General features: G+C 39.4%; 21 protein-coding genes. All 21 read right to left on the reverse strand.

The genetic code is table 11. The annotated features are described in order from the left end of the window. Positions 1-25: 25 nt before the first annotated feature. The 21 genes from xerC to ftsY all read right to left on the reverse strand — a co-directional run bounded on the left by xerC (position 26) and on the right by ftsY (position 19,285). Entirely contained in the window at positions 26-925 is a 900-nt protein-coding gene (xerC, locus tag AC4BHP_RS07730) for a tyrosine recombinase XerC (protein WP_140461264.1), read from the reverse strand. 63 nt (positions 926-988) lie between these two features. Continuing rightward, positions 989-2,293 carry an FADH(2)-oxidizing methylenetetrahydrofolate--tRNA-(uracil(54)-C(5))-methyltransferase TrmFO gene (trmFO, locus tag AC4BHP_RS07735; protein ID WP_139891257.1) on the reverse strand — a complete coding sequence of 435 codons (1,305 nt, stop codon included), beginning with the start codon at positions 2,291-2,293 and terminating at the stop codon, positions 989-991. A 165-nt stretch (positions 2,294-2,458) separates the two neighbouring features. Then, entirely contained in the window at positions 2,459-4,534 is a 2,076-nt protein-coding gene (topA, locus tag AC4BHP_RS07740; RefSeq protein ID WP_148629563.1) for a type I DNA topoisomerase, read from the reverse strand. A gap of 269 nt (positions 4,535-4,803) precedes the next feature. After that, positions 4,804-5,673, reverse strand: coding sequence for a DNA-processing protein DprA (gene dprA / locus AC4BHP_RS07745; protein ID WP_148629562.1), 870 nt, complete (start codon positions 5,671-5,673; stop codon positions 4,804-4,806). Positions 5,674-5,749: 76 nt separating this feature from the next. Then, on the reverse strand, positions 5,750-6,652 hold the full coding sequence (gene sucD, locus AC4BHP_RS07750) for a succinate--CoA ligase subunit alpha (RefSeq protein ID WP_066100471.1): 903 nt from the start codon (positions 6,650-6,652) through the stop codon (positions 5,750-5,752). A gap of 18 nt (positions 6,653-6,670) precedes the next feature. Beyond that, complete coding sequence (sucC, locus tag AC4BHP_RS07755) at positions 6,671-7,831, reverse strand: ADP-forming succinate--CoA ligase subunit beta (RefSeq protein WP_148629561.1); 1,161 nt, start codon at positions 7,829-7,831, stop codon at positions 6,671-6,673. A gap of 340 nt (positions 7,832-8,171) precedes the next feature. Then, a complete protein-coding gene (locus tag AC4BHP_RS07760; RefSeq protein WP_148629560.1) occupies positions 8,172-8,438 on the reverse strand; it encodes a 3-isopropylmalate dehydrogenase in 267 nt (88 codons plus the stop codon). Positions 8,439-8,568: 130 nt separating this feature from the next. Next, positions 8,569-8,838, reverse strand: a complete 270-nt coding sequence (locus AC4BHP_RS07765; protein WP_139891260.1) for an EscU/YscU/HrcU family type III secretion system export apparatus switch protein — start codon at positions 8,836-8,838, stop codon at positions 8,569-8,571. Next, positions 8,835-10,313, reverse strand: coding sequence for a hypothetical protein (locus AC4BHP_RS07770; RefSeq protein WP_490551821.1), 1,479 nt, complete (start codon positions 10,311-10,313; stop codon positions 8,835-8,837). The genes AC4BHP_RS07765 and AC4BHP_RS07770 overlap by 4 nt, the downstream gene beginning before the upstream one ends. Before the next feature lie 18 nt (positions 10,314-10,331). Then, positions 10,332-11,102, reverse strand: coding sequence for a ribonuclease HII (gene rnhB / locus AC4BHP_RS07775; protein WP_066100499.1), 771 nt, complete (start codon positions 11,100-11,102; stop codon positions 10,332-10,334). A gap of 81 nt (positions 11,103-11,183) precedes the next feature. Further along, a complete protein-coding gene (gene ylqF / locus AC4BHP_RS07780; RefSeq protein WP_066100502.1) occupies positions 11,184-12,047 on the reverse strand; it encodes a ribosome biogenesis GTPase YlqF in 864 nt (287 codons plus the stop codon). 19 nt (positions 12,048-12,066) lie between these two features. Beyond that, positions 12,067-12,624 carry a signal peptidase I gene (lepB, locus tag AC4BHP_RS07785; RefSeq protein ID WP_066100505.1) on the reverse strand — a complete coding sequence of 186 codons (558 nt, stop codon included), beginning with the start codon at positions 12,622-12,624 and terminating at the stop codon, positions 12,067-12,069. A 140-nt stretch (positions 12,625-12,764) separates the two neighbouring features. Beyond that, positions 12,765-13,109 carry a 50S ribosomal protein L19 gene (gene rplS, locus AC4BHP_RS07790; RefSeq protein ID WP_066100509.1) on the reverse strand — a complete coding sequence of 115 codons (345 nt, stop codon included), beginning with the start codon at positions 13,107-13,109 and terminating at the stop codon, positions 12,765-12,767. Between the two features lie 135 nt (positions 13,110-13,244). Beyond that, positions 13,245-13,985: a tRNA (guanosine(37)-N1)-methyltransferase TrmD gene (gene trmD, locus AC4BHP_RS07795; RefSeq protein ID WP_066100512.1), complete on the reverse strand. Its 741-nt coding sequence runs from the start codon at positions 13,983-13,985 to the stop codon at positions 13,245-13,247. Next, the gene (gene rimM / locus AC4BHP_RS07800) at positions 13,985-14,503 is read right to left on the reverse strand and encodes a ribosome maturation factor RimM (RefSeq protein ID WP_139891559.1); all 519 of its coding nucleotides are present in this window, start codon (positions 14,501-14,503) and stop codon (positions 13,985-13,987) included. The genes trmD and rimM overlap by 1 nt, the downstream gene beginning before the upstream one ends. 16 nt (positions 14,504-14,519) lie before the next feature. Continuing rightward, positions 14,520-14,906, reverse strand: coding sequence for a YlqD family protein (locus AC4BHP_RS07805; RefSeq protein WP_066102285.1), 387 nt, complete (start codon positions 14,904-14,906; stop codon positions 14,520-14,522). A 726-nt stretch (positions 14,907-15,632) separates the two neighbouring features. Next, complete coding sequence (locus AC4BHP_RS07810; protein ID WP_066100515.1) at positions 15,633-15,863, reverse strand: KH domain-containing protein; 231 nt, start codon at positions 15,861-15,863, stop codon at positions 15,633-15,635. A gap of 14 nt (positions 15,864-15,877) precedes the next feature. Next, complete coding sequence (rpsP, locus tag AC4BHP_RS07815) at positions 15,878-16,150, reverse strand: 30S ribosomal protein S16 (protein ID WP_066100518.1); 273 nt, start codon at positions 16,148-16,150, stop codon at positions 15,878-15,880. A gap of 95 nt (positions 16,151-16,245) precedes the next feature. Next, complete coding sequence (gene ffh, locus AC4BHP_RS07820; RefSeq protein ID WP_066100520.1) at positions 16,246-17,592, reverse strand: signal recognition particle protein; 1,347 nt, start codon at positions 17,590-17,592, stop codon at positions 16,246-16,248. 11 nt (positions 17,593-17,603) lie between these two features. Next, positions 17,604-17,942 (reverse strand): putative DNA-binding protein, encoded by a 339-nt coding sequence (locus AC4BHP_RS07825; RefSeq protein ID WP_066100523.1) that lies wholly within the window; start codon positions 17,940-17,942, stop codon positions 17,604-17,606. Positions 17,943-18,295: 353 nt separating this feature from the next. Continuing rightward, positions 18,296-19,285, reverse strand: a complete 990-nt coding sequence (ftsY, locus tag AC4BHP_RS07830; RefSeq protein WP_066100527.1) for a signal recognition particle-docking protein FtsY — start codon at positions 19,283-19,285, stop codon at positions 18,296-18,298. Positions 19,286-19,297: the final 12 nt, after the last annotated feature.

A 19,297-nucleotide genomic window follows, 5' to 3' on the forward strand; every position in this document is an offset into this window, starting at 1 on the left:
CTTACTAAAATTAAGGCAAATATCTTTAAGCTCTCGGATGGCTGTTTCTATAAACCTCTCTTAGTCTTTCCTTACTGACATGCGTATAAACCTGCGTCGCCTGTATGGAGGAATGACCGAGAAGTTCCTGTACAGAGCGTATATCCGCACCGCTATTTAATAGGTGTGTTGCAAAACTATGCCGCAGCATATGTGGATATAGATGTTTATTAACGGAAGCTTTATCTATAATATTCGTTAAAATATACCGAACACCCCTTGGAGTTAAAGGGTTACCTCTTTGGTTAACAAACAGAAACGCGTGCTGTTGTGAAGATTTTTGTATTAATTCATTTCTGGGTCCTTCAATATATTCCTGCAATGCTTTTTTAGCATGTTCGCCAAAAGGAATATAACGATCCTTCTTCCCCTTCCCATGAGCAAGAACAGTCATAAGAGAAAAATCCAAATCGCCCAGTTCCACACTGCAACATTCACTTACCCTCATACCTGTTGCATACAAAAGTTCTAAAATAGCCAAGTCCCGCTTTCCTATAGTAGAAGTATGATCGATAGCTGAAAATATCGCTTCCATCTCTTCTTCATACATAAACCTAGGCAGCCTCTGTTCCTTTTTTGGCAATGAAAGCATTGCAAATGGATTTTCATCCACCATATTTTCCCTCATGAGAAACTTATAAAACGATCGTAAGCAAGATATTTTTCTGCTGATACTTCTTTTAGACAAATTACGTTCAGTGAGATTCGTAACATATAATCGAGCATCGGGATATGTGACTGTTTTCAAACTGGAAATAACTTGTTCACTCATGAACAAGAAAAATTCCTCTATATCCTGTTTGTAATATGCAATAGTATATTTTGAATAGTTTTTTTCGATTTGTAAATACTTTATATAAAATTCTAAAGAAGTTCCATTATTCAAAAAAGTCACTCCTTATCAAGGGCTACTAAATACTAACATATAATAGTAACCCTTGCAATTATTTTACAAACTATTCAAAAAGTTCCGAATTGTTTGTAAAGCACGTTCAGCGTGAGCTTCAGCTCGTTCTTGTTTGGATTTAATTTTCCTTCCTAAATCCGGGAATAAGCCAAAATTAGCATTCATAGGTTGGAAGTTTTTGGAATTAGTTGAGGTGATATAGTGAGCCATGCTTCCCATTGCTGTTTCCTGAGGGAAGGTTAATGGTTCCTGTCCTGAAGCCATCCGAGCTGCATTAATACCTGCAATTAAGCCTGACGCTGCCGATTCTACATATCCCTCTACACCTGTCATTTGACCTGCGAAGAATAAATTAGGCTTTTCTTTTAGCTGATATGTAGCTTCCAGCACTTTAGGCGAATTGATAAAGGTATTTCTGTGCATAACACCATATCTTACAATTTCAGCATTTTCCAGACCTGGAATTAATCTAATCACTTCTTTTTGCGGGCCCCATTTTAAATGAGTTTGGAAGCCAACAATATTATACAATGTTCCAGCTGCATCATCCTGACGAAGCTGCACAACTGCATACGGTCGTTTTCCCGTTTTAGGATCTTCTAGGCCAACCGGCTTCATCGGGCCAAACAGCATGGTTTTCTTTCCTCGCTTTGCCATCACTTCAATAGGCATGCATCCTTCAAAGAAAATTTCCTTTTCAAACTCTTTTAACGGAACAGTTTCTGCTTCAATTAGCGCGTCATAAAAAGTATTAAATTCCTCTTCAGTCATTGGGCAATTTAAATAAGCTGCTTCCCCTTTATCATAGCGTGATTTCAAATAAACTTTGTCTAAATCAATACTGTCTTTTTCAATAATCGGTGCAGCCGCATCATAAAAATAAAAATAGTCCTCTCCTGTTAATTGGCTGATTTCACGTGATAATAATTCACTGGTAAGAGGCCCCGTCGCAATAATCGTTATCTCATCTTTTGGTATTTCCGTTAATTCCTCATTATGAATCGTTACATTTGGATGATTTCTTAATGTTTCTGTTACTCTGCCTGCAAACTCATGGCGGTCAACAGCCAGTGCTCCTCCAGCCGGTACAGAACAGTGATCTGCAGAATCAATAATAAGTGAGTTTAATTGACGCATTTCCTCTTTCAATACTCCAACCGCATTGGTTAAAGTATTTGCTCGCAAAGAATTGCTGCAAACCAATTCAGCGAACTTATCTGTATGATGTGCCGGAGTTTGTTTCACAGGTCTCATCTCATATAAATCAACCTGTATGCCTCTCTCGGCCAATTGCCAGGCCGCTTCGCTGCCAGCTAATCCGGCACCTACTACTATTACTCTTTGCATTATGTATACCCTCCAGCTATATTTATTACGTAAATCGTTATATCATGTAACTCATTTAAAAACAATATGTTTTATAAGTCATACGTATCTGTTATTAAAAAGTTTCAGGATATTTCACGTATTTTATTGAGATTTAAGAAGGAAGAGCCTCAGCTCTTCCTTCCTTTAACTTTGTGGTTCTTCCTTATAATTGCAATCAAGACATGTAACTTGAATGCCTTTTTTAAGTTTTTTCTCAACTAACGGTCCTTGACATTTTGGACAAGGTCGCTGTATTGGCTTATCCCAAGAAATGAATTCACAGGCCGGGTAACGATCACAGCCATAAAAGATGCGGCGTTTTTTGCTTTTTCGTTCAACGATATTGCCTTCATGACATTTAGGACATTTCACACCGATTTCTTTGACAATCGGCTTGGTATTCCGGCAATCCGGGAAATTACTGCATGCTGCAAATTTTCCATAACGCCCCATCTTGTACACCATCGCCGATCCACATTCCTCACATGATTCGCCTGTTGGTTCATCCTTTATTTCGATTTCTTTCATCTCTTCTTCAGCCTTGGCTAAATCCTTTTCGAACTCTTTGTAGAAATGATCGATAATATTAACCCATTCAACTTCACCATCTTCTACATTATCCAGTTCGTTTTCCATTTTAGCTGTGAATTCGACGTCCAGGATGTCAGGAAAGAATTCACTCATAACTTCAATAATAATTTCTCCAAGCTCTGTCGGAACAAAGCGCTTATTATCTAGAGCTACATAGCCTCTCTTTTGGATAGTATCAAGTGTTGGCGCATAGGTTGATGGTCTGCCAATGCCTAATTCCTCAAGGGTTTTAACCAGCCTTGCTTCTGTATAACGAGGCGGCGGCTGAGTAAAATGTTGATTTGACTCAATGTCTTTTGAAAATACAACATCCCCTTCTTTTAGATCTGGCAGTAAATTTTCCTTTTCTTCATTATTATCATCATTGCCTTCAATATATACTTTCATAAAACCGGCAAATTTTACTTTTGACCCATTTGCTCTAAATACGACATCACCGTTTTTTAAATCTACGGCCATCGTGTCCATAATGGCAGGCGCCATCTGGCTGGCAACAAATCGTTCCCATATTAATTTATATAAGCGGTATTGGTCACGAGAGAGATATTGCTTTATCATAGAAGGTTCCCTGATTACCCCGGTCGGCCTTACCGCCTCATGGGCATCCTGTGCTCCAGATGTTTGCTTATCCTTCCTTTGGGTCTTTGGTAAGTACTCTTCCCCAAACTGAGATGTAATCCATCCGCTTGCTTCTTTTTGAGCAGTTTCTGAAATCCTGGTAGAGTCCGTTCTCATATACGTAATCAGACCGACAGTTCCTTCTTTGCCAATCTCAATACCTTCATACAGTTGCTGTGCAATCATCATGGTTTTCTTTGCTCTGAAATTAAGTTTACGAGCCGCTTCCTGTTGCAGGGATGATGTTGTAAACGGAGGAGCTGGATTACGTTTTCGCTCCTTCTTCGTTACCGATTGTACTAAGAATTCGTTTCCATTTAATTTTGAAAGTATATTATTTACATCGTCTTTGGATTGCAACGGAACTTTCTTGCCATTCAAAGATTGAAAGTTAGCTTCAAAATCCTTCTTGCCTTTCAGAAACGATCCATTAATGGACCAATACTCTTCCGGCTCAAATGCTGCTATTTCTTTCTCACGATCGATAATTAGACGGACAGCAACCGATTGAACACGTCCGGCACTTAGGCCTTTTTTTATTTTTTTCCATAGAATTGGGCTTATGCTGTATCCCACAATACGGTCTAATACTCTTCTCGCTTGCTGTGCATCTACCAGATTCATTTTAATAGGTCTTGGATGTTTAAATGATTCTTTAATTGCGTCTTTTGTTATTTCATTAAATACGACACGGCAATCAGAGCTTACATCCACACCGAGACTATGAGCTAAATGCCACGCGATTGCTTCCCCTTCTCTGTCGGGGTCAGCTGCGAGATAGACTTTCTTAGCTTTTTTTGCGGCTGTCTTTAAATCTTTAAGTACATCACCTTTACCGCGAATGGTGATATATTTCAATTGATAATTGTGTTCAAAATCTACACCCATCTGGCTCTTCGGTAAATCACGTACATGGCCCATGGATGCTTTCACTTTATATTTTTTTCCTAAATATTTTTCAATGGTTTTCGCTTTAGCAGGCGATTCCACTATAACTAAATAATCCGCCATTTCTTTCCTCCTTAAGAGGGTATCATTCTCTATATTCATGCATGTATGATTATGAAGGTTTAGATTTACTTCTGTCAATGATATGTTCTAATGATTTTTTTACTATTAACAACAATCAATATAATCTGAATAATTACCCTGACCAAAAAACCTTGTCTGAAGCACAATGTATAACAGAAATTATAATTTTGCAACTTAAATAGTTTTAAAATAGCCTAACTAACAAAATGGTAATCTTTATCCATGGATGTCCCGAAGCTCTGTTGATGTCACCACTCATAGATAATGTCATTAGCATGATTGATTAATTTGGCACCCTCTTTAATCAGCTCATGCGGGCCTGCAGACAGTTCAGAAAACACACTGCCCGGTACCGCATAGATATCTTTACCCTGTTCTAACCCATGCTGGATTGTGATAAATGTCCCACTTCTTTGTTTTCCCTCTACCACTAGTATAGCCCGTGATAAACCACTAATAATTCTGTTTCTCATAGGAAAATGCCAGGGTTCCGGTTTCATGATGGGTGGATATTCAGACAATACTACACCATTTTTCATAATTAATTCAGCAAGTTTTGTATTTTCCTTTGGATAAATATTAAAAAGCCCACCACCAATAACAGCTATAACCTTTCCACCGCTTTGGAGAGCTTTATGTTGTGCATGTGAATCGATCCCTCTTGCTAATCCACTAGCAATACAAACATCTGCATTAACTAAATCAGGAATTAGATAGTTAACCGTCTTTTTTCCGTATTCAGTAGGGGCACGGCTACCTATTATGGCTAATATCCTTGAATTATGCAAGAGTTCAGGATTTCCTTTGCAATATAAAATCCATGGTTGTTGATAAATAACAGAAAGTTGTCCGGGATATAGGTCATCGAGGAATGTTATACAGCGGATGTGGTTTTTCTCATATATAGAAGGCATTTTTTGAAGATCTTCATTGTGGAGGTCTTTCATGAAGAAGGAGATTTTTGACGGGGATAAATCCAATGTTTCCACCCAATAACGGTAGGGCTGATCATACATCTTCTGAAGGTTCGGATCATCTTTCAATATGCGAAATTTAGCTTTCCAACTCATACCCCGACAATGATCCAGGTGCACAAGCCTATTCTTCCATTCATCCATAACAGCTTCACCTCTTAATATTTTTAATATAAAAGACGCTCCCCTAAAAAAGGATAAGGGGAGGCCTGTCTTATTATTAATGCGTTTTACATTTATCGTATAGCCCTTTTTCTTTTAATACACTTAGCATCGTTTCACCCATTACAGCCGGAGTTTCAGCCACTTTAATACCGCATTCATTCAACACCCGAATTTTCTCATCGGCTGTTCCTTTTCCGCCGGATATAATGGCGCCTGCATGGCCCATTCGTTTCCCTGGAGGAGCAGTACGGCCTCCGATAAATCCGGTAACCGGTTTTGTCATATTTTCTTTCACCCATTGGGCTGCTTCTTCTTCCGCTGTACCACCTATTTCACCGATCATAATCACCGCATACGTTTCAGGATCTTCATTAAAAGCTTTTAAAACGTCGATGAAATCAGTTCCATTGACAGGGTCGCCACCAATACCAACTGCTGATGACTGTCCAAAGCCCGCCTGAGTTAATTGATGCACCGCTTCATAGGTTAATGTACCCGAGCGAGAAACAACGCCAATATGCCCTTTTCTGTGGATATAACCAGGCATGATCCCTACCTTACATTCTTCAGGAGTAATAACGCCCGGACAGTTCGGCCCGATTAGACGTGTTTTCTTCCCTTCCATATAACGTTTTACTTTTACCATGTCCAATACAGGGATATGCTCTGTAATACAGATGACAAGATCAAGCTCTGCGTCAACTGCTTCAAGAATGGAATCTGCAGCAAAAGGAGCTGGTACATAGATAACTGATACATTGGCACCTGTTGCTTCTTTTGCTTCAATTACGGTATTGAAGACAGGAACACCCTCAGCCTCAGCGCCGCCTTTACCAGGTGTTACACCGCCAACAATATTCGTGCCGTATTCTAACATTTGCTTCGTATGAAAACGGGCTGTAGATCCTGTAATACCTTGTACAATCACTTTTGAATCTTTATTAACAAATACGCTCATTTCATATATCCTCCAGTCTTAGCCTATTAACGAAACGATTTTTTGTGCACCATCAGCCATTGATTCTGCAGCTGTGACATTAATACCGGATTCCTCTAATATCTTTTTACCAAGGTCTACATTCGTACCTTCTAGGCGTACGACCAGCGGTACCTGTAAGCTAACCTGTTTAGCTGCTTCAACAACGCCCTCAGCAATAACATCACATTTCATTATGCCGCCAAATATATTTACAAAAATCCCCTTAACATGGCTGTCTGAAAGGATAATCTTAAATGCTTCCGTAACTTTTTCAGCCGTTGCACTGCCCCCAACATCGAGGAAGTTGGCTGGAGTGCCACCATAGTGATTAATAATATCCATTGTTGACATCGCAAGTCCTGCGCCATTAACCATGCAGCCGATATTGCCATCAAGAGATATATAGCTTAGGTCGTATTTGGAAGCTTCGATTTCTTTTGGATCTTCTTCCTCAAGATCTCGATAAGCGACAATATCCTTGTGGCGATAAAGCGCATTTTCGTCAAAATTCAACTTAGCATCCAAAGCCATCACTTCTCCGTCGCCTGTAACGACTAAAGGATTGATTTCAGCAATAGAACAGTCTTTTTCAATAAATGCCGTATAAAGACTAGTCATAAATTTAGCTGCTTTGTTGATTAATTCTTTTGGTATATTAATATTAAAAGCTATTCTTCTAGCTTGGAATGGTGTTAATCCGATTACAGGATCAATAACTTCCTTGAAGATTTTTTCCGGTGTCTTTTCTGCAACTTCTTCTATTTCTGTTCCGCCCTCTTCAGAAGCCATTAATACAACTCTTGAAGTTGCTCTATCAAGAACAAGCCCAACATAATATTCTTTCTTGATGTCACAGCCTTCTTCAATAAGTAAGCGTTTTACTTCTTTACCATCCGGACCCGTTTGATGCGTTACCAATACTTTGCCGAGTATTTCACCAGCATATGTACGAACCTCATCCAGCGATTTGGCAACCTTGACACCGCCAGCTTTCCCTCTTCCACCCGCATGGATTTGAGCTTTCACAACAGTAACCGCAGTTCCAAGTTCACTTGCTGCGTTAACTGCTTCCTCAACAGAAAAAGCGACTTTTCCATTTGGAACATTTACCCCGTATTGTCTGAGGATCTCTTTACCTTGATACTCATGGATATTCATTTCTTATCCTCCCATCAAAACTTTCAGACTATAAAAAATATATTGCGTTTTCATTGTATTAAAACTAGTATTCAAAGTCCAATAATTTAAAGCGATTTCACCAAATATCGGTAATTTTTTTACACTTATTACATAAAATGATAAAGAAAGCATACTAAAAGAAAGGCTGAAATCATCATTTTCAGCCTTCAAAAAAGATATATATTTTGGCATTCCGTAGAAAACTTCTTCGGATAAGTTACTATAGTAATAGAAGATAATTCTATCCACTACTCCCTCAAAATCTCACAACTTTTCTTTTTAGCTTTTCGCTTCATCCCAACTTCAGGAGCTATATCCATTAGGTTTGTTTTCGATACAATTTAACAAGCGAAACGATGATGGCAATCAAAAAGACGGCGATACTATTCCACAGCAAAATAGCTGCTATGTTAAATCCGTAAAAGAACGCAAATCCATCTTCTATCAGCCAGACGGCTAACATTCCAGCGACTAAACCAAACACACCGGCCAATAATAAAGTGACTAATGCAGCTAGATACAAATTGCGCTTTTTATTAAAAACAAAGAACGCAATTAAATTCGCTGCCAGAATGAAAATAATCATTAGAAACAGAAAAAAAATCGATCACGCCCACTCCTTATTTACCCATATTTTTCAAACTAAAAGACCTGTCCACAATACACAGGTATTCTATGGCGAAATTCTCTATCTCTTAGGAAACCCTTTCTATAAATTATTTACTAGTTTTATGGTCAACCTTATATATAAAGGCAAAAACCTCTGCAACTGCCTGATAAAGTTCCTCAGGAATCGATTGATTAATCTCAAGCTGTGATAGTAATTCTGTAAGACTAGGATCCTTTCGGACAGGAATCTCATGTTTTACAGCTTCCTTTAAGATATGATCAGCTACAATACCTTTTCCCTTAGCTATTAATTTTGGGGAGACATCCTGATTTTCCTCATATTTTAAAACAGAGGCAGATTTTCTGCTTTTTTTCATATTTTATAATCAACCCCGGTATACCCAAAAGAGGGATAATATGATTTACTTATTTCAGAATTTACAGACTTCTCCTGCGAAAAATCAGCAATTTTTACAGTTGATAGAATATACCCCTTCTCCTCTAAATTTTCCTTCAGTATGGTCACCAGGGAACTGGCAGCAATATTTGCCTCCTTTTTCTCCCCAGTCCATATCTTTAAACTAATGATCCGGTTTTGGATATTCATATCAATAACGGTTTCTTTTAAGTGGGCTAGCTCTAAATAAAATACAATTCGGCAATATGCTGGATCAATTGTCCCATCTTCTCGTTTTCGACCAGTCCATTGCAATGTCAAATCACCTTTAACCGAAGTTAAGGGAACTGGAATCTGCATAAATACATTCTGCAGTGGTCCGGTTTCCTGGGATAATAATTGAAACGCGGCTAACCTTGTCAGAATGGCTTCAGCCTGGTTTTTTAGTTGGATGGGTGTTTTTTCGGCCGTCAATTGTATCAATGTATCCTTTACTATACTTGTCTCAGGCTGTTTTGATTGATCCTTAATTCCTAGTGATTGCATGATGGAGTTCATCGCCTTATATAAGGTGTTATTCTTATCAAGATGACTAAACAGATCACTTTTCAAAATTTTTTCCTGAACCTTTTGCCATTCTTCTGCTGTTAGTTCAGGGGGACGTGTGCTATTTCCACTAAATACCCTTTCTATCCATTCCTGTAATCTATTATGACTAGAATTCGATAAAATTACCTCTCCTTCCTTAAGGATCAGCCCAGCCTTTTGAAAAATTTCCATATTCTCGTCCATAAGAGACATAGCTATCCCTTGAAAGGCTTCCCTCTTACCTGTCTGAAGAAATTCCTCTAATCTATTTATTATATGAGCATATTTACCTAGATTGTCGGAAGTCTTAAGATATTTTGTCAGGGAATCAAGCATACTAGTTAATGATTCTCCAGTTTTCAGTGATAAAAGAGCATCCAACACAGTTTTATGTATCGGAAGCTGGTTCATGTACGCTAATTTAATGGTTGGCATTCCTATCGATGGATCGCCTGTTGAATTCAGCCAGTTTAAAGCCCTGGTAAAGCTATCTTTCGTCACAGCCAGCTGGTTGGCAATCACCATTTCAGCCAGATTTTCCCCCGCCCTTGATGCCTTTATCTGGAATGCACTTAATAGTTGAGCGGGCAAATCGGGCTTTGATATTCCACTGCCAAAAGGCAATACCTTTAATTGCATCAAACCATTTTCTGTTTGCCTGACCTGAAATAATTGGCGCACATGCGCTTCCACTGATACATCCAATTTCGCTATCATTTTTGTTCCATTTACGAGAACTTCCGCCATATTATGAGGATAAAATTTCGTGATTTTTCCAGCAAATATTTGGCCATCTCTGAAGCCTGTTGATACCTTGCTATAAGCCAGTTTATTGATCCATGAATCTATATTTATGACAGGCTGCAAAAAATCACACCTCTCTTATCAGTAATTATTCTTTAAAGGAGCAAATGTCATCCTGTGCCAATCAACCGGACCATACTTTTCGATAGCTTCTAAATGACTGCTCGTTCCATACCCCATATGCTTATCAAATCCATATTGTGGATAGATTTCTGCATATTCCTTCATAAGTCTGTCTCTCGTTTCTTTGGCAATGACTGAAGCAGCTGCAATAGAGATAGACTTGGCATCCCCTTTAATCAGCGACATCTGTGGTATAGGCAAGTCTAACTTCATAGCATCTATCAATGCATATTCCGGGAATACTTTTAACTGATTCACTGCTGAAAGCATCGCCTTTTTGGCAGCTTCATAAATATTTATTTTGTCGATTTCCTCACTGTGTATAATGCCAACCCCAACCGCAAGCGCATTTTCCAGTATGTACTCGTAGTATTGCTCTCTTTTTGCAGCAGAGAGTTTCTTTGAGTCAGTAAGGCCGGCTAAATAAAAGTTTTCAGGCAAAATCACAGCCCCTGCTACTACAGGACCAGCAAGCGGCCCTCTGCCTGCTTCGTCTATGCCCACTATATATTGATATCCTTCATCCCTTAGTTGGTTCTCAAAAACCGATATGGAGTCGAAATGGCGTCTTTCCTCTACTTTCCTGGCAATTGCTCTTTCAAAGCCTGAGAGGGCAACCTGGACGCCTTTACGCTGATCCTTGCGGCATTCCTGAACAAACGGATCCTCGATGGTTTCTAGCTCTTTAAGCTTATTTTTTATTTCTGAAATGGTAAGTGAATTCGTCATTTCTGCTATCCTTCCTAATTAATATCGGTTTTGGCACACAAATGTAAAGACCCCCAAACAAGGGGGCCTTCTAGTTTTTTATTATATATCAGATTCCAATTCAAATGGAGATTCAAACGTTAATCTTCCAAATTTTTGTGTACGGATATCTCTTATAATCAATTCAGCAGTTTTATCATAATCCACTATGCCACCGCCAGCTAAACATCCTCGCAATTTCCCTACTTGGTCAAAGGCTTCCACAATTTCTTCTGGAATTTCCTCAAGCTTATACCCATCGAGCAAACGCGCTGGATATTCCCTCTCCAAAAATTTCAATCCATAGATTGCAATATCATGAAGATTTAAAATGGTATCCTTAATAGCTCCTGTTACAGCTAGTTTACAGCCGACTTCCTGATCCTCAAACTTCGGCCATAGGATACCAGGAGTGTCCAATAGTTCAAGCTCCTTACCAACTTTAATCCATTGCTGCGCTTTTGTCACACCTGGCATATTACCGGTTTTGGCAATATTTTTTCCAGCAAGCCTATTTATTAATGTAGACTTCCCAACATTGGGAATTCCGACAATCATGGCACGGATTGCACGTGGTTTTATTCCTCTAGATTTCATCTTTTCTATTTTTTCTTTAAGAACTTCTTGAGCTCCCGCCATAATACTTTTCAAGCCTGTCCCTTGATGTGCATTTACGGCTACGGCTTTAATTCCCTTAGCTTCGAAATAGGCTAACCATTGATTTGTTTTACTTTGATCTGCCATATCTGCCTTATTTAAAATCACCAGCCGCGGTTTATGCTGAATAATTTCATCAATCATAGGATTTCTAGATGATTGGGGAAGCCGAGCATCTACTAGCTCAAATATTATGTCTACCAGCTTTAATTTTTCTGTTACTTCACGCCGAGCTTTAGCCATATGCCCGGGAAACCATTGTATCGTCATACTTTCACCTTTTCAGTCATTAGTCAACAATTCTAAATTCTTTTAACGGCCAGTACACTAGACTGGTTTTGCCCAAAATCTCACTTTGCTTGATCGTTCCAATATGGCGGCTATCTTTCGAGTATCTTCGATTATCCCCCATCACAAACACTTCACCCTCGGGAACCGTTTCCTGGCCAATAATTTCTTCCAGTGTAAATGGTTCTGTCAAAGGTCCTTCAATCATTTGTTCCTTGGCTTCATCCAGGTAAGGCTCTTCATATGCCTTGCCATTAATATATAAAGTATCATCTTTATATTCTATTTTATCTCCAGGTAAGCCAATTACTCTTTTAATGTAATCTTTTTCTTCTGTAGCGTGAAATACCACTATATCAAATCGCTCAGGTTCACCGATTTTATAGGACATTTTATTGACTACCATTCTATTTTCATTATGAAGGGTTGGCATCATCGATAAACCATCAACCAATATAGGTGCAAATAGGAAATATCGGATGATTGCTGCCAATACTATTGCAATAACTAAAGCTTTAACCCACTCGAGGATTTCACTTTTCCCTTTAGACTTAGCCATATTCGTACACCGCCTATATCTTCTCTATATATGTATAAATATATACTTTTCACATAAAAAAGCAATAATTTGATGTTTAATGTGAAAAAGGAGCTTGTGTCAGCACAAGCTCCTTGTATCCACTCACGTTAAACACGTAATTATCGGATTTCTTTAATACGTGCTGCTTTACCGCGTAGGTTACGCAAGTAATAAAGCTTAGCACGACGTACTTTACCGCGACGGATAACTTCCAATTTAGCGATACGTGGTGTGTGCAATGGGAATGCACGTTCAACACCTACACCATAGGAAATTTTGCGGACTGTGAAAGTTTCACTGATTCCGCCTCCACGACGCTTGATTACTACGCCTTCGTATACCTGAATACGTTCACGAGTTCCCTCAACAACCTTAACGTGTACTCTTACAGTATCACCGGAACGGAAAGTAGGAAGATCAGTTCTTAATTGATCCTTCGTGATTTCTTCGATTAATTTATGCATCGTATTCAACTCCTTCCACCCAATGCTCTTGCCACCCCTTCTCGAGATAATGACAGCGGAACATTGTTATAAAAGCAAGGCTTTACAGCCTAACTCACAAAATGTATCTTATCATATAAAACACCTAAAGCGCAACTATCTATCTTCATTTTTTATTTCTTCGAGCCATTTTTTTTCTTCTTTGGTCAGATCATAATGATTCAATAAATCCGGACGCCTTTGCCAGGTTCTGCGCAAAGATTCTTTCTTTCTCCATTCCTCAATATATTTATGGTTTCCCGAAATGAGAACATCCGGGACCTTCATCCCGCGAAAATCAGCCGGACGCGTATAATGAGGGTGTTCCAAAAGACCTGAACTAAATGAATCCAGTACAGGTGAATCCTCATTCCCCAGCACCCCTGGCAATAGCCGCACTACACTATCGATGATCACCATTGCTCCAAGCTCTCCACCCGTTAATACGAAATCACCAATTGATATTTCGTCTGTTACCGCATGTTCGCGTATCCTTTCGTCATACCCTTCGTAATGCCCGCACACGAAAATAAGCTGATCTTCCTTTGCCAGTTCCTCTGCTTTAGCTTGGTTATAGCGTTCCCCCTGTGGACATAAAAGGATGACCCGAGGCTTTTTCTTCTGCTCTTTTGGAGTGATTTGCTCCAAGCAATCAAAAATCGGCTGAGGTTTCAGTACCATTCCTGCCCCACCGCCATATGGGTAATCATCAACAGATTGATGCTTGTTATCTGAATACTCCCGGAAATTATGGGTATGGTATTCAACTGCCTGTTTTTCAGCAGCCTTCTTAAGGATGGAGGATCCAAACACTCCGCTGAACATTTCAGGAAATAAGGTTAGGATATCGATTCTCATTAATCAAGCAGTCCTTCCATCGGATCAATCGAGATCATTTTTGCATCTACATCAATTTCTTTAACAACATCATCAATATAAGGAATCAATACTTCTTTACCGTTTTTCCCGCTGATGACCCATACATCATTTGCTCCAGGTGAAAGGATTTCTTTTACCACACCCAATTCGGCACCATCTGCAGTACGTACTGTGCATCCGATGATTTCATGGTAATAATATTCCCCTTCATCAAGGCTGCCCATTTGTTCCTCTGATATCTTTAATACGCCTTCTTTATAAGACTCCACTGATTCTATCGTGCCATGCCCTTCAAACGTCAATAAATAAAAGTTTTTGTGTTGTCTTGAAGATTGAACAGTGACTTCAACAGGCTCATTTGAGCTCTTTTTAAAGATATATAAAGTGCTCCCATTTTTATATCGTTCTTCCGGGAAATCAGTGCTTGAAATAACCCTGACCTCGCCTTTTATTCCGTGGGTATTAACAATTTTGCCAACTTTAAACCATTTTTGCATTTCTTTCTGTTCACCTCTATTTAAATTCATCAATGATTCCATCTTTAATAATGATGGTTTTAGTTTGTACAACTTCTTCCCAATTTTGCCCGACTTCAACATCAATTATTGCCTGAACTTCTCGTTCCTTTAATTCACTCCCATAGGGGAGAATATCAAGCTGTTGAATTTGAAAGTCCAGCAGCTTCACTTTTTCCTTACGCATATCGATTTCTTTCTCAAAATGCGTTTTTAAGCTTGCGGGTTGAAATTTCTTTGTTTTTTCCAGCTTCTTTAATTCAAAGCGCAATTGATCACATTCTTTATTCAAAACGCTTTTTTTATATTCAAACTGCTCCAACAGCTGTATTTTACTCTTCTCAGTTAATACCTGTTTCACTATAACATTTTGAAGTATTTTCATTATGGCACCTCTTTCATACATACCAATCCACCAATTGTATTACGGTACTGAAGAAATCCTGAAACTTATCAACTCATCATCATTATAGCTACTTTCAAATCACGGTACTATGTATGGATTATAAACTTCACTCTAAAACCAACCCAAAACCCTCATAATTCATAACTTAATACTATCCCGAACCACAATAAATGACAACCAAAAGCTGAAGGGCCCATATTCAAGGAACGAAGACTAAATTCGCCACGTCCTGTGGCAACGTCTTCATGACCTACATCCTGTAGGCCCGCGAGGAGCATAAGACAGGGGTTCGGAGGGAGGCGCTCTCCCCTCCCGAAGAGACCATGCTTATGTCCTGAGCTTCTAGCCGTCGAAGCTAGATGACAACCAAAAGCTGAAAGAGCTCGCCCAGGAGTGAGGAGCATAAGACAGAGGCTCGGAAGGGGGGGGTAAGGTACAAAGACTAAGAACGCCACATCGTGTCGCAACGTCTTTGTGTCCAACATCCTGTTGCCCTCCTGTAGAGGCTATGCTTATGTCCCGAGCTCCTAGCTCATGAAGCTGGATGACAACCAAAAGCTGAAGGGCCTAATTCAAGGAACGAAGACTAAAAACGCCACATCCTGTGGCAACATCTTCGTTACCTCATCTCCTTGCCCTCTTGCTCAGCCCTTAGTGAGTATGCATGAATATATAAGAAAAAGGAGGGATTGCTCCCTCCTTTTTTCAATCGCGTATTTCCAGATAGACTTTTTTGTCATTCTTGGATGCAGCAGTATACACTACTGTTCGAATAGCTTTAGCTACACGCCCCTGTTTGCCGATTACCTTCCCCATGTCTTTCTTATTGACCGACAGGGTAAAAACAATCTTATTGGCTTGTTCATCCATTGCTACGGTCACGTCATCCGGATGATCGACAAGAGGCTTTACGATTGTTTCAATCAATTCTATCATAACGGACCTTTATATTACTTGCTTTGCTTCGCGTTGTGGAATTTTTCCATGATGCCTTCTTTTGACAACAAGTTACGAACTGTGTCAGATGGTTTAGCACCATTTTGAAGCCATTGTAAAGTAAGTTCCTCGTCAATTTTCACTTCAGCTGGGTTTGCAACTGGGTTGTAAGTTCCAACTGTCTCAATGAAACGACCGTCACGAGGAGAACGAGAATCTGCTACTACAATACGATAGAAAGGAGTCTTTTTAGCTCCCATACGTTTTAAACGAATTTTTACTGCCATTTTATACTTGCACCTCCGAATAGTATCACACAAGATAGTATATTACCAAATCAATATACCCTTGTAAAGTGTTTTTTCTTAACACCCATATTTTTTTACATAAAAGGTAGCTTAAAGCCGCCTTTTTTCTTACCTTTTTGCTGCATGCCAGTCATTTGCTTCATCAACTTCTTCATGTCTTCAAATTGCTTTAGAAGTCGGTTTACTTCCTGAATCGGTCTTCCGCTTCCTTTAGCAATCCGTTTACGTCTGCTGGCATTAATAATTTCAGGCTGATCCTTCTCTTTCTTCGTCATTGATTGAATGATTGCCTCAACATGAGCAATTTGCTTATCATCAATGGAAAGATTGTTCATCCCTTTAATTTTGTTTGCACCTGGAAGCATTTTTAAAATGTCATCCAGCGGTCCCATTTTTTTGACCTGTGCTAGCTGTTCGAGGAAATCATCAAATGTGAAAGAGTTTGTACGCATCTTCTTCTCGAGTTCGCGTGCTTTCTCCTCATCAACATCAGTTTGGGCCTTCTCAATCAGCGTGAGAACATCGCCCATCCCTAGAATCCTTGAAGCCATTCGTTCCGGGTGGAATGGCTCTAATGCATCCATCTTTTCACCCATACCGACAAACTTAATCGGTTTTTCAGCTACTGAACGAATGGATAATGCTGCACCACCGCGTGTATCTCCATCCAATTTGGTTAAAATAACACCGGTGATTTCGAGTTGGTCGTTAAAGCTTTTAGCTACATTGACTGCATCCTGTCCTGTCATGGCATCTACAACTAAGAAAATCTCATCTGGTTTTACAGCTTCTTTAATTTCAGCCAATTCGCCCATCAGATTTTCATCAATATGCAAACGCCCTGCTGTATCGACTAAAACATAATCGCAATGCTCTTCTTTAGCTTTGGCAACCCCTTGCTTGGCAATTTCTACAGGACTTACTTGATCTCCCAAAGAAAAGACAGGCATAGAGAGCTGACCGCCTAAAGTTTCAAGCTGCTTAATTGCTGCGGGACGATAAATATCGGCTGCAACTAGCATTGGTTTACGATTATATTTCTTGCGAAGCAGATTAGCCAGTTTACCTGTGGTTGTTGTTTTACCGGCACCCTGTAAACCAACCATAAGGATAACAGTTGGAGGACGATTTGAAACAGCAATCTTGCTTTGTTCGCCACCCATTAATTCCGTCAATTCTTCCTTAACGACCTTGATTACCTGTTGACCAGGTGTCAAGCTCTTTAAAACTTCTTGACCAATAGCCCTTTCATTGACACGTTTGATAAAATCCTTAACTACTTTAAAGTTAACGTCTGCTTCAAGAAGTGCGAGCTTTACTTCTCTCATCATTTCTTTTACATCAGCTTCCGTCACTTTACCCTTGCCTCGGATTCTTTGCAAAGTGCCCTGCAGTCGGTCGGCTAAACCTTCAAATGCCATTATGCCGCCTCCTAATCTAACTTTTCAAGAGATGCTATAATCTCAATCAGTTGTTCTTTAACATCATTTTCATTCATCTGTTCTGTTAAACTTCCTAACTTATTGAGCAAAAGGCTGCGTTCCTGTGATTTATAAAACAGTAAAAGCTTAGCCTCGTATTCTTCAAGCATCGCTTCTGTTCGCTTAATATTATCATAAACGGCCTGGCGGCTCACCTCATATTCATCGGCAATTTCACCCAGGGAATAATCGTCCAGATAATAAAGAGACATATAACTTTTTTGCTTTGGTGTCAGCAATGATTGATAGAAGTCATATAGGTAATTCATCCGCATTGTTTTCTCGAGCATTACTGACCCTCCAACTCTGTTAAGTGAAATACCTTTACAATATACAAGTTTAATCGGAAAATCAAAGAATGTCAAGAACCCTTTCCTGAAGAGGCAAGGCTTGTATTACCAATGCTTTACTGTCATATTTCAGTTTTAAAAACACATGCAAAAGAGCGCAGTTTTTATTTAAAAAGATAGATTCATCTAAGGTGACGCCAATGGTAAATCTCTTCTATCCTTGCTCCTTTCGAACCAACTGCCTTTTCCCGAATGATTATCCCTGTCTAAAAATCCTCTAAAATTACGACATAGACTCCGTAAAAGAGAAAAGAGCCCGTATAAACACAGGCTCTTCCCTTCAAAATAATGGTTTACTCTTCTGCTTCATCTACTAACTCGGCAAATAATCCATATACAAATTGTTCTGCATCGAATTCCTGTAAATCATCCATTTGCTCACCCAGGCCAGCGAATTTAACTGGAATGCCGAGCTCATTGCGAATGGCAATGACAATTCCGCCTTTCGCTGTTCCATCTAGCTTTGTTAATACAATCCCGGAAACATCTGTGGCTTCCTTAAATGTTTTGGTTTGAATTAACGCATTCTGTCCAGTGGTGGCATCGAGAACCAACAACACTTCATGCGGCGCACCCGGTACTTCCCGTTCAATAACCTTCTTAACCTTTTCAAGCTCTTTCATAAGGTTAACCTTGTTTTGAAGTCTTCCTGCTGTGTCACATAGAAGGATATCCGCTTTACGTGATTTAGCAGCCTGCACAGCATCAAACATAACAGCAGCTGGATCTGAACCTGCTCCCTGCTTAATGACCTCTACACCAACCCGATTGCCCCATACTTCTAATTGTTCAATCGCACCGGCACGGAAAGTATCTCCCGCTGCCAAAAGGACCTTCTTACCCTCACTCTTATATTTATGAGCAAGTTTTCCAATCGTTGTCGTTTTACCCACACCATTCACACCTACAAACAGAATAACTGTCAGTTGATCTTCCTGAATGTTTACAGCATTGGATTTCTCCTCACCAGCCTGATAAATTTCAACAAGCTTCTCAGATATAACGCTTCGTACATCTTTTGTATCTTTTATATTGCGGCGTTTCACTTCAAATTTCAGCTTATCAATCAATTCCATTACGGTTTCAACACCGATATCCGCCTGAATCATGACATCTTCAAGCTCTTCAAAAAAGTCTTCATCCACTTCTCTGTAGCGGGCAACTAAATCATTGACCTTTTCGGAAAATGAATTTCTTGTTTTAGTCAATCCCTGTTTAAACTTTTCAGATGTACTAGTTGTTTGTTCACTAAATTTTTCTTTTAGCTTCTTAAAAAAACTCATGTATTTACCACC

It is taken from the genome of Pradoshia sp. Z4_20, assembly GCF_058216035.1.

Coding starts and splice junctions, on each gene's coding strand:
- AC4BHP_RS07760 (WP_148629560.1), bottom strand. CDS start 8,438: ATGATTATTTTCATTCTGGCAGCGAATTTAATTGCGTTCTTTGTTTTT.
- rpsP (WP_066100518.1), bottom strand. CDS start 16,150: ATGGCAGTAAAAATTCGTTTAAAACGTATGGGAGCTAAAAAGACTCCT.
- trmD (WP_066100512.1), bottom strand. CDS start 13,985: ATGAGAATCGATATCCTAACCTTATTTCCTGAAATGTTCAGCGGAGTG.
- AC4BHP_RS07805 (WP_066102285.1), bottom strand. CDS start 14,906: ATGAAAATACTTCAAAATGTTATAGTGAAACAGGTATTAACTGAGAAG.
- ftsY (WP_066100527.1), bottom strand. CDS start 19,285: ATGAGTTTTTTTAAGAAGCTAAAAGAAAAATTTAGTGAACAAACAACT.
- ffh (WP_066100520.1), bottom strand. CDS start 17,592: ATGGCATTTGAAGGTTTAGCCGACCGACTGCAGGGCACTTTGCAAAGA.
- AC4BHP_RS07825 (WP_066100523.1), bottom strand. CDS start 17,942: ATGCTCGAGAAAACAATGCGGATGAATTACCTATATGACTTCTATCAA.
- topA (WP_148629563.1), bottom strand. CDS start 4,534: ATGGCGGATTATTTAGTTATAGTGGAATCGCCTGCTAAAGCGAAAACC.
- dprA (WP_148629562.1), bottom strand. CDS start 5,673: ATGGATGAATGGAAGAATAGGCTTGTGCACCTGGATCATTGTCGGGGT.
- AC4BHP_RS07810 (WP_066100515.1), bottom strand. CDS start 15,863: ATGATAGAATTGATTGAAACAATCGTAAAGCCTCTTGTCGATCATCCG.
- lepB (WP_066100505.1), bottom strand. CDS start 12,624: ATGGCTAAGTCTAAAGGGAAAAGTGAAATCCTCGAGTGGGTTAAAGCT.
- rnhB (WP_066100499.1), bottom strand. CDS start 11,102: ATGACGAATTCACTTACCATTTCAGAAATAAAAAATAAGCTTAAAGAG.
- sucD (WP_066100471.1), bottom strand. CDS start 6,652: ATGAGCGTATTTGTTAATAAAGATTCAAAAGTGATTGTACAAGGTATT.
- sucC (WP_148629561.1), bottom strand. CDS start 7,831: ATGAATATCCATGAGTATCAAGGTAAAGAGATCCTCAGACAATACGGG.
- trmFO (WP_139891257.1), bottom strand. CDS start 2,293: ATGCAAAGAGTAATAGTAGTAGGTGCCGGATTAGCTGGCAGCGAAGCG.
- AC4BHP_RS07765 (WP_139891260.1), bottom strand. CDS start 8,838: ATGAAAAAAAGCAGAAAATCTGCCTCTGTTTTAAAATATGAGGAAAAT.
- ylqF (WP_066100502.1), bottom strand. CDS start 12,047: ATGACGATACAATGGTTTCCCGGGCATATGGCTAAAGCTCGGCGTGAA.
- rplS (WP_066100509.1), bottom strand. CDS start 13,109: ATGCATAAATTAATCGAAGAAATCACGAAGGATCAATTAAGAACTGAT.
- rimM (WP_139891559.1), bottom strand. CDS start 14,503: ATGCAAAAATGGTTTAAAGTTGGCAAAATTGTTAATACCCACGGAATA.